Annotated in this window: 14 protein-coding genes; 3 read left to right on the top strand and 11 right to left on the bottom strand. The window is 51.2% G+C overall.

Annotation, left to right across the window (positions count from 1 at the left end; all coding sequences use genetic code 11):
- Positions 1 to 21 precede the first annotated feature (21 nt).
- Together BDT_RS16915 and BDT_RS16910 are read right to left on the bottom strand one after the other, a co-directional pair.
- Positions 22 to 684 carry an ankyrin repeat domain-containing protein gene (locus BDT_RS16915; protein ID WP_015092455.1) on the bottom strand — a complete coding sequence of 221 codons (663 nt, stop codon included), beginning with the start codon at positions 682 to 684 and terminating at the stop codon, positions 22 to 24.
- A gap of 7 nt (positions 685 to 691) precedes the next feature.
- Complete coding sequence (locus BDT_RS16910) at positions 692 to 1,996, bottom strand: D-alanyl-D-alanine carboxypeptidase (protein ID WP_051026331.1); 1,305 nt, start codon at positions 1,994 to 1,996, stop codon at positions 692 to 694.
- Positions 1,997 to 2,147: 151 nt separating this feature from the next.
- Between BDT_RS16910 and BDT_RS16905 the strand changes: the two genes are divergently transcribed.
- Complete coding sequence (locus BDT_RS16905) at positions 2,148 to 2,501, top strand: CidA/LrgA family protein (RefSeq protein ID WP_041578401.1); 354 nt, start codon at positions 2,148 to 2,150, stop codon at positions 2,499 to 2,501.
- Positions 2,498 to 3,178: an LrgB family protein gene (locus BDT_RS16900; RefSeq protein ID WP_015092451.1), complete on the top strand. Its 681-nt coding sequence runs from the start codon at positions 2,498 to 2,500 to the stop codon at positions 3,176 to 3,178. The genes BDT_RS16905 and BDT_RS16900 overlap by 4 nt, the downstream gene beginning before the upstream one ends.
- On the opposite strand, the gene hemH is transcribed toward BDT_RS16900, so the two are convergent.
- From hemH to BDT_RS16855, 9 genes are read right to left on the bottom strand one after another with little or no spacing between them, the layout of a single operon-like run.
- Positions 3,175 to 4,182, bottom strand: a complete 1,008-nt coding sequence (gene hemH, locus BDT_RS16895) for a ferrochelatase (RefSeq protein WP_015092450.1) — start codon at positions 4,180 to 4,182, stop codon at positions 3,175 to 3,177. The genes BDT_RS16900 and hemH overlap by 4 nt on opposite strands.
- Positions 4,175 to 5,392, bottom strand: a complete 1,218-nt coding sequence (locus BDT_RS16890; protein ID WP_015092449.1) for a protoporphyrinogen/coproporphyrinogen oxidase — start codon at positions 5,390 to 5,392, stop codon at positions 4,175 to 4,177. The genes hemH and BDT_RS16890 overlap by 8 nt, the downstream gene beginning before the upstream one ends.
- Positions 5,389 to 6,738 carry an oxygen-independent coproporphyrinogen III oxidase gene (gene hemN / locus BDT_RS16885; protein WP_015092448.1) on the bottom strand — a complete coding sequence of 450 codons (1,350 nt, stop codon included), beginning with the start codon at positions 6,736 to 6,738 and terminating at the stop codon, positions 5,389 to 5,391. The genes BDT_RS16890 and hemN overlap by 4 nt, the downstream gene beginning before the upstream one ends.
- Positions 6,735 to 7,754: a uroporphyrinogen decarboxylase family protein gene (locus BDT_RS16880; protein ID WP_015092447.1), complete on the bottom strand. Its 1,020-nt coding sequence runs from the start codon at positions 7,752 to 7,754 to the stop codon at positions 6,735 to 6,737. The genes hemN and BDT_RS16880 overlap by 4 nt, the downstream gene beginning before the upstream one ends.
- Complete coding sequence (locus BDT_RS16875) at positions 7,751 to 8,425, bottom strand: response regulator transcription factor (RefSeq protein ID WP_015092446.1); 675 nt, start codon at positions 8,423 to 8,425, stop codon at positions 7,751 to 7,753. The genes BDT_RS16880 and BDT_RS16875 overlap by 4 nt, the downstream gene beginning before the upstream one ends.
- Positions 8,422 to 9,297 carry a sensor histidine kinase gene (locus tag BDT_RS16870; RefSeq protein ID WP_015092445.1) on the bottom strand — a complete coding sequence of 292 codons (876 nt, stop codon included), beginning with the start codon at positions 9,295 to 9,297 and terminating at the stop codon, positions 8,422 to 8,424. Before BDT_RS16870 ends, BDT_RS16875 begins: the two co-directional genes overlap by 4 nt.
- The gene (locus BDT_RS16865) at positions 9,298 to 10,578 is read right to left on the bottom strand and encodes a glutamate-1-semialdehyde 2,1-aminomutase (protein ID WP_015092444.1); all 1,281 of its coding nucleotides are present in this window, start codon (positions 10,576 to 10,578) and stop codon (positions 9,298 to 9,300) included.
- The gene (locus BDT_RS16860) at positions 10,566 to 12,077 is read right to left on the bottom strand and encodes a hypothetical protein (RefSeq protein WP_015092443.1); all 1,512 of its coding nucleotides are present in this window, start codon (positions 12,075 to 12,077) and stop codon (positions 10,566 to 10,568) included. The genes BDT_RS16865 and BDT_RS16860 overlap by 13 nt, the downstream gene beginning before the upstream one ends.
- Positions 12,068 to 12,976: a hypothetical protein gene (locus tag BDT_RS16855; protein ID WP_015092442.1), complete on the bottom strand. Its 909-nt coding sequence runs from the start codon at positions 12,974 to 12,976 to the stop codon at positions 12,068 to 12,070. The genes BDT_RS16860 and BDT_RS16855 overlap by 10 nt, the downstream gene beginning before the upstream one ends.
- A gap of 122 nt (positions 12,977 to 13,098) precedes the next feature.
- Between BDT_RS16855 and hemB the strand changes: the two genes are divergently transcribed.
- Positions 13,099 to 14,085 carry a porphobilinogen synthase gene (hemB, locus tag BDT_RS16850; protein ID WP_041578003.1) on the top strand — a complete coding sequence of 329 codons (987 nt, stop codon included), beginning with the start codon at positions 13,099 to 13,101 and terminating at the stop codon, positions 14,083 to 14,085.
- Positions 14,086 to 14,096 lie beyond the last annotated feature (11 nt).

Here is a 14,096-nt window from a genome sequence, read left to right as displayed (position 1 = left end):
TTGCCCTGAGGCTTTTCAATCTTACTTCTTTTTGGAAAGAGCTTTTGTCGTCTCCTGGTTGGAGGCTTCTTTCGCCACATCCAGAGCGGTCTGACCTTTTTTGTTTTTCACTTTCAAATCCGCGCCCTTTTTCACAAGGAAGTCGATGTCGGCCGGGGTTCCGTAACGAGCCACCGCGAACAGCGCAGTTTCACCCAGAGTATTGGCTTTGTTCACCAAAGCTTTGTTTTTGGAAAGGATGGATTCCGCCGTTTTTTTGTTGTTCTGGGCTGCACGCATGAACAGGGTGTCGCCTTCGTCTCCCGCCACGATGATGTCCACGTTTGCACCGGCTTTGATCAGCTCGTCTGCCACATCATAAGCATCGTTGGTCACCGCGAAAGCCAAAGCGGTTTCGCCGCCGTTGTTCTTTAGTTCCAGATTCACTTTTTTGGAAAGCAGGAATTTTACGATATCCAGGTTTCCACCCATCGCTGCATTCATCAGCGGGGTCATGCCGGTTTCGTCCTGCGCATTCAGATCAATTTTGTTTTTCTGAACCAGGGTTTTGACCTTGGCAAGATCGCCTTGTTCCGCAGCCTCGTTCAGGGCCTTGTTGGATTTTCCTGCCGCCGCGAAAGCCGTTCCGTGAAGAAGGCCCGCGAGGAAGAAAATCAGTGCTGCCAGCAAATAAGACTTTTTCATACGTCACCTATTTCTTCGCTGTAGTGATAGTGGTCACTTTAGTCAGGTAAGAATATTTATCAAATGGCAAAGGCAATTGTTCGGTGTAATTGATCGCTTTCGGTCCGCCATTTTGATTGATCAGCTGGCTGACCTTGTTTTTGATCTGTTGAGAAGCCACACCCCAGTCAGAGCGGGACTTGTCATAATCCGTGTGCATCAGAACCGCGAAATAGATTTCGCCATTCTTCGTGGATACAGAGCCCATCAAAGTTTTGGCTTTGTTCACGCTGCCTGTTTTAGCTGTCGTGGATCCTGCCATCACGCCGCCGTAGCCGCCCACGGTAGAGGACTTGTCTTTCGCAGCAACCGCCATTACGTCAGAAAGTTCATACCCTTTTGCCGACAGGGATTTGTCCAAAGAATAAAGAACCTTGATCATCGTTTCGCAGGTGGCTTCATTGTAAACCGGTTTTGCCACAGAGCCTTCGTTGTTACCGGATCCGTTGTGGAAAACGATGTCGGTTTCATCAGCCTGCATTTTGCCGGCGATGTAAGCGTTGAAAGCTTCAGAACCACCCAGATTCCAGAACAGATTGTCAGCGATATAGTTGTTGGACTGGTTGTTCATGCGCTTCAGGATGTTTTTCAAAGGCGAAGACAACAGAACCATTGTGGTGGTTTTTTCACTTTTCTGGAACTCTGCTTTTTTCACGAAGCTGACCGTGCGCACGTCCACCTTTGGGCGAAGGGACATTTGCACGCCAATGCGCGCCGCTTTGGATTTCAGAATAGCGTAATAGCCCGGATTGATAGCCGTCGCGAAAGAGGACGTCAAAGTCGCACGCACGACAGAGGCCTGCTGTTCCACGGTGCTGTATTTAGGAGTCGTTCCGCCGATCATCGGCTTTTCTTCCGCCAACCAAGCCAACAGGAAGTTTTCATCGAAAGTCAGTTTTTCGATCTTGGTGATTTTCATGCGGTTCAGTTCAGAAAGCAGGAAATAAGACATGTTGCGACCAAACAATGGATCGCGGCTGCCTTCGATATGAATATCGTAAGAACCGTTCGCCGTCGGTGTGACATGCAGTTTGGTTTGGAAGCGATAGTCAGGACCCAGGCGGTCAATGGCCCACAGTGTGGTTACGATTTTGGAGATGGATGCCAGCGGGAACTTATCATCCTTATTGTCATCACCCTGGATCTGCTGGGTTTTGGAATTCGCGGCCATGTGGCACATGGAATTCAAATAAACCTTCGCAGAAGCGGCGGAACTGATAAGAAGCGTACCAACAGTAACGTGCAATATTTTTTTGGCCAAAGCTGGAATCATTACTACCTCTCCTTCAAGACACAGGCTGTATTTCATGATCTGTACCACCTTGAGATTGTTTTAATTGATTTGGAGACTATGGAACTGTTCAGGTCTTTGTCAGGGGTGCCGCAAATTGACGGCCCAAACGGGGGAGGATACAGTGGGGGCCATGATTCAGGCCTTTGTTATCCTATTAGTGTTCCAGCTGCTCGGGGAAGCCGTTGTGGCCCTGTTTAAGCTCTTTATCCCGGGCCCGGTGCTGGGTATGGTCTTCTTCTTTATAGCCCTTCTGGTGCGCCCTTCATTAAAGGACAAAGTCGAAATCCTCAGCCGTTCGATCACGGCCCATCTGGCGCTGTTCTTTGTTCCGGCCGGGGTGGGGGTTATTGAGTATTTCGACCTTTTCGGCAAATACGGCGTGGGTATGGTGGTCACGGTTCTAATCAGCACGATCGTCACTCTGGGGATGACGGCCTTCGTATTTCATCAACTGATGAAGGTCGGCACCAAGGAGTCCCCATGATCGAATTGTGCGCCCTGATCATGACCCTGGGGTTTTATCTGGCTTCCCGTCGCATCAGTGCGTGGGGCAAGGACAATCCTTTGTTAAGTCCACCGGTGATTTCGATGTTTGCGATCATCGCGGTATTGCTGATTGCTAAAATTCCCTACCGTGAATACTTCCAGGCCGTCAGGCCGATTCATTTCATGTTGGGACCGGCAACGGTGGCTTTGGCTTTGCCATTATATAATCAACTGGATCGTCTGCGCCGGGTGCTGGTGCCTTTGATGGTGGCTCTGGTAATCGGATCCGCAGTGGGGATTTTAAGCGCGGTCTTTATCGGGGCCTTCATGGGACTTCCGCATGAAGTGCTGTTGTCGCTGACTCCAAAATCCGTGACGACCCCGATTGCCATGGGGATCGCCGAAAAAATCGGTGGGGCGCCGTCATTGGCCACTGTCTTTGTGATGATCACGGGGATCGTTGGCGCCCTGGTGGCGACAACAGTGATGAAGCTTGTGCGGGTGAAAGATCCGGTGGTGAAGGGTTTTGCGATGGGACTTGCTGCCCATGGACTGGGAACGGTGCGGGCCTTTCAGATCGGCGAGATGGCCGGGGCCTTTGCGGGGCTTGCGATGGCGCTCAACGGTTTGATGACCGCCATCATTGTACCTTTGATACTTTCTTTGATTCCTTAGATGCTTTTCACCAGATCGGCAAAGCCCTGAACCCATTTCGGGTTGTCGTTCACACAAGGGACCAGATAATACTGCTCTCCGCCGTGCTCGTGGAAGGTCTCTTGCCCGCCGATGCCGATTTCTTCCAAAGTCTCAATACAGTCAGCAACAAAAGACGGGCAGATAACGGCGATGTTTTTTTTGCCGGTTTTTGCCAGCACTTCCAAACTGTGATCAGTTGCAGGTTTCAGCCATTCAGCACGGCCCAAGCGGGATTGGAAAGAAACACTCCAATGGCTTGGAGCCAGATTCAGGGATTCAGCAATCGCCGTCGCCGTGGCAAAGCACTGGGCGCGATAGCAGTTCTTGGCGCAGGCATTTTTGTCGAAACAGCAGTCTTCTGTCGTCAGGCAGCCATGGATTTTACGCACGTGGCTTTCAGGCAGACCGTGGAATGAAAACAGATAGTGGTCGACCTTTTTGTCCTGCAGAGTTTCTTCCGCCAATTTGACGGACGTCCCGATGAAAGAGGCATCATCAAAGAACGCCGGCAGACGGCGCAGGGGTGTGGTCAGATGAAGCTTCTTGGCGGTCTTTTCAGCCAGCTTGAAAGAGCTTCCATTGGTGGCTTCGGCATACTGCGGGAACATCGGGGCAATCAGGATTTCGTCGACACCGGCTTGCTGAAGTTCTTTCAGTGCGGACTCGACAGAAGGTTCACTGTATTGCAGGCCGACTTTCACCACGAACTGGTCTTTTAGTTCATCCTGTAACAGTTCGGCAAATCGGCGGGTGTAAACCGCGATCGGAGAGCCTTCTTTCATCCAGACTTTTTTGTAGTTTTCAGCCGAGAACGGCGCGCGACGGGGAACAATCAAAAGATTGACCAGCGGCCAGCGCAGAACAAAGGGCAGGTTGATGACTTCTTCATCCATCAAAAACTCAGTCAGATATTTTTTAACATCCGGGACTTCGTAAGAGCGGGGGCTGCCAATATTGATTAATAGAAGACCTTTTTTAGCCATGTGCGCTCGCAATCTTTTCGGCGATCAAATCGCTGCGTTCCAGAATTTTGCTAAGACCAATGCCGCTGAGGTAATTGCCGTGCAGGAACAAGCCCTGGGGTTCCGGCACTTCTGCCAGATCCGCCAGTGCGTTTTCCAGTTTCAGGTCATAAAACGGCAACGCCTTTTTCCAGCGGTTGATACGATAATCCAGCAGGGCGTCTTTTTGTCCCAGGATGCGGAAGCGTTCTTCCGCCAGCAGTTTTAAAAGCTCGCTGTCAGACAGATCCAGCAACGCTTCTTCCTGCTGGCCACCCAGAATCCAGGTTTCGTTGTAGGTTTTGTCGCGGTCTTTGAAGATATAAGAATTCATCAGAACCCCCAAAGCTTTCAGGTCAAATCCGCGTGGGATCAGACAGCCAAAGCCCTTGTATTTTTCCTGGGGCTTGGCAAAGAACAACGTCACACTCATCAGTGAAGACATCTGTATATTGGAAAGGACTTTGGAAAAATCGGGATGTTTATTGGCCAGCAGCTGGGTCGCCGCTTTCGCCGAAGTGGCAACCACCACCGGGCCTTGCAGGGATTCCAGATTCACCTGGGAATTCAGATGAATCTTCACGCCCAGTTCCTGCAGGCGGGTTTGCAGATGGTCGACGAGATCCTGCATTCCGCCCGGACCGGTCAGAAGACCTTTGTATTTGCTGCGTTTGTTTCCAGAAAACAGCGGGCCCAGAATCAGACTGGCGCTAAGATGCGTGATCTCATTGCCATAGATTCCCTGCATCGCAGGTCCCAGCAAAAATCTTGTTGTGGCTTTGCCGACTTTACGCTCGCCCCAGTTCAGCAGGGTTTCACCGGCTTGAGGGCGCAGGGCTTTTTTTCCACCGGTCAAAACACGGGGAAGCACGCGGCCGATCAGGGCCAGGGTTTCCACAAAAGTCAGCGGCCAGGCTTTAGGAGAATTGCGGAAAAGGAAACGTTTTTTAGAGGACTCCAGGGGATAACTTGGAGTGATGCCCAGTTCGTTGAAAAGGCCTTCGGCTTTTTCAGTGCGAATCAGGGCATTGGCGGCACGTTCGGCGATTCCGTAAGGTGTCTGGTCAGTACCCAGCAATCCCCCGACACGGTCCGAGGATTCGTAAAGTTCTACCTGAAAGCCTTTTTGGGCGAGCCTTAAGGACACTGTCAGTCCCGCAAAGCCCGCGCCGATCACATGCACTGTTTTCATATGGATTGAGAGAAGATTTTGGTCTGTGGTTGTTTGGTTTTCAAGCGCTCATCGAAAAATGCACAGGCATTTCTCAGGAACGGGCGACCGGCTTCGTTTACCGTCAGCTTGTGGTCCTTGATTTCAACCAGCTCGTCTTTGATCATTTCAGCCAGGAATTCCTTGGATTGGTTTTCCTGGGCTTCATTGATGAATGACACTTCAAAGTTCGTCATCAGATTCAGGATCTGTTCGCGACGAACTTTGTCTTCTTCCGTCAGAATGTGTCCGCGCAAAGTTGGCAGACGACCTTCGTTCAAAGCGGCCTCATATAACGGCAGTACTTTTTCATTCTGATGGAAGCTGTAAGGGGTTTCAGAAATCGAAGACACACCCATACCCAGCAGCACGTCGGTGCGCTGATCGGTGTAACCCATGAAGTTTCTGTGCAGGCGCTTTTCATTCATCGCGATACAAAGGTTGTCGGTCGGAAGGGCAAAGTGATCCATGCCCACTTCCACGTAACCGCCTTCGATCAGAATGCCACGGGCGATTTCATACAGGCGGCGTTTTTCAGAAGCTTTTGGCAGGTCCTCGTCTTTAAACAGACGCTGCGCCGGCTTGATCCAGGGAACCAGGGCAAAACTGTATAAAGCGATACGGTCCGGGCGCAAAGCCACGGTCGCTTTCGCAGTTTCAGTGATGGATTCCGGAGTCTGGCGAGCCAGGCCATAGATCAAGTCAAAATTCACGGAAGTGTAACCCATGTCGCGTGCGTCCTGAGTCAGCTTTTGGGTGATTTCCAAAGGCTGAATGCGATTCACCAGACGCTGCACTTCAGGATGGAAATCCTGAACACCCATGCTGACGCGGTTGAAGCCCAGCTCACGCAAAGCCTTCAACTGGGCCGCATTGGTGCGGCGAGGATCCACTTCGATGGAACCTTCAAAATCGTTGGTGTCGATTTTCACGCGGGAAAGAATCGGTTTCAACAACTGGGTCAAGGCCTCCGCAGACAGGAAGGTCGGAGTACCGCCACCCAAGTGGATGTGTTTCAAAGGCTTTTCCAAAAGCTCGGGAACCTGATCCAGATACAGCTGCCATTCTTTCAGCACCAGCTCCACGTACGGTGTTTCACGTTTGTGGTCTTTGGTAATGATGTTGTTGCAGCCGCAGAAAGTGCAAAGACTTTCACAGAAAGGAATATGCAAGTACAGGGACCAGCCGCCCGTGCCTTCTTTCAAAGTGGCGCGCAGATGCTGCACCCATTGATCCGTGGTGGGATTGGTTTCCCAGTAAGGCACAGTGGGATAGGAAGTATAGCGGGGGACCGGTACGTCGTATTTAGCCAGCAGATCTTTCATCATGACAGCACCTCACGGACAGTATCTACGAACAGTTTTACATTCTTTTCAGGAGTTTTCGGCAAAACACCATGACCCAGACCGCTCACCCAGCCGGCGCGCTGTTCTTTGCTCATGTTCTTCATTGGGGCAAGGTAGGTGTGCATCGCCTTTTTGAAGTCAGCATCATCCATGAACAACAAGCTTTGGTCGAAGTTGCCTTGTACGAAGCCTTTGTTCTGGATGTTGAAGCAATCCGGAAGATAGTTTCTGTGATCGAAGCCCTGACCGGCCCATGGCAGTGCCTTGAAGGCGTCGTTGAAGAACACAGCCTGCGTGCCTTTGGAATAGTAACCGATCTTGCCCGGATAATCCTGAGACAGGCGGGTCAATACCGGCTGGATCCATTCCTGGAAGAACAGAGGTGAAACTTCGCCGGCAGCGGTGTCGAAAATCATCACGATTTCCACGCCACCTTCCAGTTGCAGGCGGATGTTTTCTTTTAGCAGCGGATACATTTTTTCCAGGAACTGCGGGAACATCGGCGCCAGTTTCTTGGACTGGATCAAAGAGCCTGCGTGGGAGCCTTCCACCGCGTACACGAACAAAGTCCAAGGACCACCAACAAAGCCGATCAGACTTTTATTGGAAGGCAGAACCGCACGAGTCGCCAGGACCGCTTCTTTCTGGAAGTACATGAACTTGACCGCTTCTTCCACGCCACCCAAAGTGCCGATGGTTTCTGGAGTCAGTTTGAAACCCAGTTGCGGGCCGTGATCGGTGTATTCCAGGCCCATGCCCAGAGCTTCCAGCGGATACAGAATGTCGCTGAAAAGGATGGAAACGTCGAAATCAAATTCTGCTACCGGGCCACGGGCTACTTCTGCTGCCAACTCCGCGCGTTTGCAAAGCTGGTCAAAGGAATGATTGGCACGCATGCCCTGATAATGTTTGTGATAGCGGCCCGCCTGGCGCATGAACCAGATGGGTGGAACGGCCTGAGGAGTCCTTTTAAGTGCGTTGTGGAATAAAGTGTTCATGTTGCCTCCTCAGTGGACCATTGATAGCCGACGCCGCGAACAGAACGGATGTGTTTTTCTCCGTCATCGCCCAAAAGCTGGCGCAGGCGTACGATAATATTGTCGATAGTGCGATGGCTGGGGTTTTTATCAACGCCCCAGATTTCGTTCATAATTTCATCACGGCTTAGTACCCGTGGTGATTTTTCAATCAAAAGCTGCAGGATCTTCAGATCCGTCACCGGCGGATATTCAATCTGCCCGGTTTTCTTGGTCACGGACATCTGCGTGAAGTTCACCACACAGGATTCCAGTTGCAGTTCGCGGGTCGGGGCATGGGCGTCCAGCACATGCTTTACGCGAATTAAAAGCTCTTTCAGGTGGAAAGGCTTGGGGATGTATTCTTCCGCGCCCAGTTCAAACCCCTGCAGGCGGGATTCCGCATCGGCTTGCGCCGTCAGGAACAGGAACAGGATGGGAGCGGTGGCCTTTAGTTTTGCCGCAAGTTCAAAGCCGCTGCCATCAGGCAGGCCCACATCCAGAATTGCCAGGTCATAGTCCTTGGTTTTTGAAAACAGGGACCAGGCCTCGCTCAGGGATTTCGCCCAGGAAACTTCATAGTCCCTTTGCAGGCGTTCATTCAGGGTTTCACCCAAAGAGATGTCATCTTCAACCAGAAGGATTTTTCTCATGGCAAAGTTCCTTGAAGTTCAATGTGGGATTTGAAGCCTTCATTTTCTTTTGATTCAAACCAGATGTCGCCGTTCATTTTTTCAAGCAGGCGTTTTGTCAGCAGCAAGCCAATGCCGTTGCTGCGAACGTCCTGGGACATCAGAATCTCGGAGCCTAGTTTTTTTAGAATGCCTTTAAAGCCCAGACCGTCATCCTGGATCACCAGTTCAATGCGGCCTTCGCCGTGCGGGCGCACACGGATCTTTACCGTGGTGGCTTTGCCGTGCAGGACTGAATTCTGCAGAAGATTGCGCAGAACACTCAGCAGCGCGCGACGATCACCCAGGATTTTGGCTTCACGTTCAAGCTCCACAGTAAGTTCGGAAAACTCACTGCGCAGACTGGACAGAAGGTCACTTAAAGACACTTGTTCTTTCAAGAGCTGACCGGCCTCAAGGTTGGCCAGCAGCAGGGAATTTTCAAGCTGCAGATCCAGACGCTGAATGTCCTGAATCAGACGTTTCATCACCGGGTGGGATGTTGTGTTCAAATCCTCTTCCAGCACTTCGGCCTGCAGGCGCAGGCGTGCGATAGAGGTTTTAATGTCATGGCTGAACGTTGAAAAGAAGAAGCGCAGGCGCTGATGGCGCTTTTGATCGCGGTAAGTGAAGATCACCAAAGCAATCCCGCCAAACAGGATCGCCGCCAGCAGGATCGAACCTTCCCACGCAAACATGCGGTGAGAGGTTCTCAGTTGTTCGATCGAAGCGTTTTCAGGACTTAGTTTCAGCAGGAAATAAACCCACCACCAACCCACCAGCGAGAAGGTAAAGGCGAACCACAGGATCGCCAATGCCGTCTTGATATGGGGTTTGATGAAGGATTTAGTCATTTACTCCGCCGCATCCACAATAATTTGCGCAGCTTGTTCCAAAAGCTCATCGGTGTGAGCCAAAGAAACGAAGCCAACCTCGTAAGCGTTTGGAGCCAGGTAAACACCTTTGTCCAAAGACTTCAGGAACAGGTTCTTGAAGTTGCCACCCTGGTTTGCCGGGATCTGGTCGATGGAACGGATTGGGTTTGCTGTCGGGCCGTGGATCCAGAACAAGGATGCCACTTGGCTGACTTCAAGGTTCACACCTTTTTTCGCAAAACCAACACGGATGTTGTCAGCGAATTTCCTGGTTCTTTGTTCAAGAACGTTCCAGCCGTCCACACGCTGCATTTTCTTAAGCGTCGTCAGACCTGCGCGCATACCCACCGGGTTTGCGCTCAAAGTGCCGGCCTGATATACATCTCCACTAGGCGCAACCATGTTCATCAGTTCCGCTTTGCCGCCATAGCAACCCACTGGGAAGCCACCGCCGATGATTTTACCGTAAGTCACAAGGTCCGGACGGATGCCAGTTTGTTCAACCATGCCACCCAAGCCCACGCGGAAGCCCGAGATCACTTCGTCAAAGATCAGAAGGCTTCCGTTCTTTTCGCAAAGCTCAGCTACTTTTTTCAGGAACTCAGGACGCTGAACCAAAAGGCCATAGTTGGCTGGAAGTGGTTCGATGATCACAGCGGCAATGTCTTTGCCCTGGGCCGCAAACACTTCAGCCAATTTAGCTTCATCATCCAACGGAGCCACTACAGTGTGAGCCGCCACTTCAGCCGGGATGCCCGCGCTGGAAGAAGCCGATGCGCCCGCAAGACCGCTGCCTGCTTTTACCAGCAGGTTATCAACGTGACCGTGATAGCAGCCTTCAAATTTCAAAATTTTAGTACGACCTGTTGCCGCACGCGCCACACGCAAAGCACTCATCACGGCTTCAGTGCCGGAAGATACAAAGCGCAGCTTTTCCATGAACGGCAAAGTGCTGGTGATCCATTCAGCCAGTTCCAAAGAATAGATTTCAGTGGCGCCGAAAGTCCAGGCGGTGTCCACCATGCGGTGAACTTCTTCTTTCACTTCCGCATCCAGGTGACCCAGGATCAGCGGGCCAAAGCTTTGGCAGAAGTCGATGTATTTCTTGTCTTCAACGGAAGTCAGGAAAGCACCTTCGGCTTTTTTGAAGAAGACAGGAGCACGGTCAAGACCCTTGAAAGAACGAACCGGGGAGTGAACTCCGCCTGGAGCGACTTTCAAAGCGCGTTGGAAAAGTTCTTCAGAAGTTACTTTGTGCATTGTTTTCTCCAGTCTTCCTGATCCAAAAAGACATGCAGTCGGCTTGGATCGTATTTCTTGTTTTCTTGCAAATAGGATCGGATCACCTGATGAGTGTTCCCCGGTCCGGAGGCGTGGTGCTGGGTCAGAATCTCTGGGAATTCCTGCACTGTTTGCAGGAACTGACTGCCGCTGCTCCAGAAGAAAAACTTCTTGTCGCTGACAGACTCGGTGATTGCTTCCGCTTTCAAAGCATAAGTTGCAACCATCGGCATTCCACCCTGAGCCTGGTTGGCATATCCGTCTTCATGACTCAGTTTTGCCCAAGTCAGTTTCTGGTTTGCCAGCGTGTCCAGTTGAGGGTTTTCCTGCTCTCCAAGGCTTTCCGCACATCCGTGCACCCATATACCTTTTTGAGAAAGGTTTTTCCATGTTTTTAGACCTGCGGTCCATACAAAATCAGTCCATAAAAGGTCCGTCGGCCATGCTTCACTGCGTGCTACAAACAGGGCGGTGGTGCCTACCGGGATTTCATAGCAGGAAATCGCCTGGCGCTCGGCTTTGACGTCAGCAGACCACAATTCAGACGCAGCAAATTGTGGCGGTGGGTTTTTAGGCTGTAATTCTTTCTTATCCAATACCTGGCCGCCGTCAGTCAGGCCCTTTAAAAGGGTGATTCGACCGTAAGGGCGGGACAAAACAGCGATGCCGATCTTCTGATGGCAGCCGCCACCAAAACTGGCCAAAGTATCACGTTCGCTCTGGGCGCAGAGGAAAGTCTCCGGATCGTGAATGATGCTTAAAAGATCACGCAGATCTTTGCGGGTTGCCAGAACCTCCACAGCCAGTGCGCCCTGAGCGGCCGCGTTCGGGTTCACACTCAAAGGCAGAACCACCCAGCTCAGTTCTTTGAAATACTGGCGCAGCTGCTGCTGGCCTTCCATGAATTCCGGCAGCGTGGCAGAGAACAAGCGATCAAAGGCGGCTTTTGCCACGATCAGTCCGTCGGTTTCAGGCGATTCAATCAGCTTGCGCACGCGAGTCAGCATGTTGCCTCGAACGCTTTCGAACTTCACGGATTCCAGCGCAAACGGCAGGTGTTCCTTGAAGAAGCCTGTCAGGTTGTATTCCCGGCGCGGGGACGAGCTGAAGACCTTCAGGGTTTTGCTGGCCTTGATTTTGTCGAAGTGGGACTTTTTCACCAGCAGCAGATCGCGTTGATCCGCACGGGGCAAAGTCGCGCCGATCACGGTTTCTGATTTGAATTCGGTCGGAAGGTCTTTCCAGGAATGCACCACTAAATCAGTTTCATCACGCAGCAATTCGCCAAAGAAGTCCTCGGTGAAGACGCCTTTTTCCGGAATCTTCCACAAGGGTTCAGTCAGGTTCTTATCACCCAGGGATTCGCGAAAACGGTAGTCGATTTCGATCTGTGGATTTTTTTCTTTTAGAGCGTCTCCGACCATGTAGGCCTGAAGACGGGCCAGATCACTTTTCCTTGCGGAAATTCTTAAGCGCATATGTCGTCCCAACCAAGTGGGCGAAGCTCTGTCCTTTGTGTGAAGGCCAATGCGCGCTCTAGCAGAGCGGCTTTCAAAGCCTCCAGTTTGGTGGTCGTGTCTTTTTTGGTTTCCTCGATCTCTGCAAAGAACTTTTGCAGACCCATGAAACCCACATGAGAGAATTGCGATGCAACGATGTCCGAAAGGGCGTTCGCTTCCCCGCGCAGGTCATAAACGGCGTGAGGGCGAGTGTCTTGTTTGTTCATCAGCTCCACAATGCGCTCATCAGTAAGTGGTGCAGCAATCACCAAAGCTTCGCCGTGAATAAAAGCATCATTGTAAGTGGAAATCGTAAGATTGTCGTATTTATCGGCGAAGGCCTGCATTTTTGCAGGTTCACGGCAGATCACCTGAACGGACTTTTTCAAAGCCAGCCACGGAAGGATTTCCTGAGCCAGATGGCCGGAACCGCAGATGGTGACAGAGTCCATGTCTTTTGTGTAGCGACGCAAAAGACTGCCGTAGCTTTGAGATCCCAGGCCCACAAGATGCTGAGCGCGCGTTTTCTTCACTTCCGCCATGATGAAGTTCAGCCATTTCTGGTGATCTCCGAACAAAGGGTCCTGAAGCTGTTTGCGGGAATCGACGAAAAGTTTAAACTGACCGAAGACTTCTGTTTCACCAACAATTGGAGAATGAAGTCCGCACAGAATCTCAAGCAAAAGACTCAGTGCCTTTTCGCCACGAAGAACAGTGTCTTCCGGTTCGATCACATCCGCATAGTTGCCAAGTTCCATTTCTGTGCAGAAAAGGATCTTGCGCAGACACGTCTTGAAGATCGCAGCGTCTTGCAGGGCTGCGAATTCTTCAGAGAAGTTTCTATTGGATTTTCTGTGAACGAGAAGTATATCTTCCATGTAGGGATAGGTTTATCACTAACCTTTCAATAAAGTGTCATCGAAATGTCATGGCTCATGCAAAAGTCTGCCTGTTATTTAAGCAGATGACCCAAAATAAGACCCCAGGGTGGAGGCCGTTTATGAAACTCACTCAAAGACCGAGAAGAAATCGCAATACCGAGGCTTTGCGCCAAATGGTGGCAGAGACAGAACTGCGTGTGTCGCAGCTGGTTCTACCCCTGTTTTTGGTGGATGGAAAGGACCAACAGCAGGCCATTTCCACTATGCCGGGCATTTTCCGCTTAAGCCCGGACCTGACCCTGAAACTGATCGAAAAAGCCGTCGGTCTGGGGGTCAAATCCTTCGACCTTTTCCCAGCCCTGCCAGAGTCCAAAAAAGACAAGTACGGAACAGAATCTTTGAACCCGAACGGCTTAATGCCAACGACTCTCAAAATGATTCGCGACAAGTTCCCGGACGTGACTTTGATTACTGACGTGGCTTTGGATCCCTATTCTTCTGATGGTCATGATGGAATTGTTGAAAACGGCAAAATCCTTAATGACGAAACGGTCGAACTTTTGGCGAAGATGTCTTTGGTTCATGCGCGCGCGGGGGCTGATATTATTTCCCCATCCGACATGATGGATGGCCGTGTGGGGGCGATTCGCGAAGCTTTGGATAATGAAGGTTTTACGAACACCGGCATTCTTTCTTACTCGGTGAAATATGCTTCCTGCTTCTATGGTCCGTTCCGTGAAGCTTTGGATTCTGCGCCTAAGTTCGGTGATAAAAAAACCTATCAGATGGATTTCCGTAACACGCGTGAAGCTTTGCGCGAGATTGACCTGGATGTCGCCGAAGGCGCGGACATGGTCATGGTAAAACCTGCCTTGAGCTATCTGGATGTGATCGCGAAAGTGAAAGCCCACACGCACTTGCCGGTGGCAGCTTACAATGTCAGTGGTGAATACAGCCTGATCAAGGCCGGTCACAAAGCCGGCATCATGGATGAAACCCGCGGCATGGTGGAAACCCTTTATTCCATCCGTCGCGCCGGGGCTGATGTGATCTTCACGTACTTCGCTCTGGAAATGGCCCAGTGGCTGCGCGATAATCGCAATTAATACAAATGCCG

Source organism: Bdellovibrio bacteriovorus str. Tiberius (assembly GCF_000317895.1).
GTDB lineage: Bacteria > Bdellovibrionota > Bdellovibrionia > Bdellovibrionales > Bdellovibrionaceae > Bdellovibrio > Bdellovibrio bacteriovorus_F.
The sequence above is the reverse complement of the archived record's forward strand: the minus strand, read 5'-3'. Positions and strand labels throughout refer to the sequence as shown.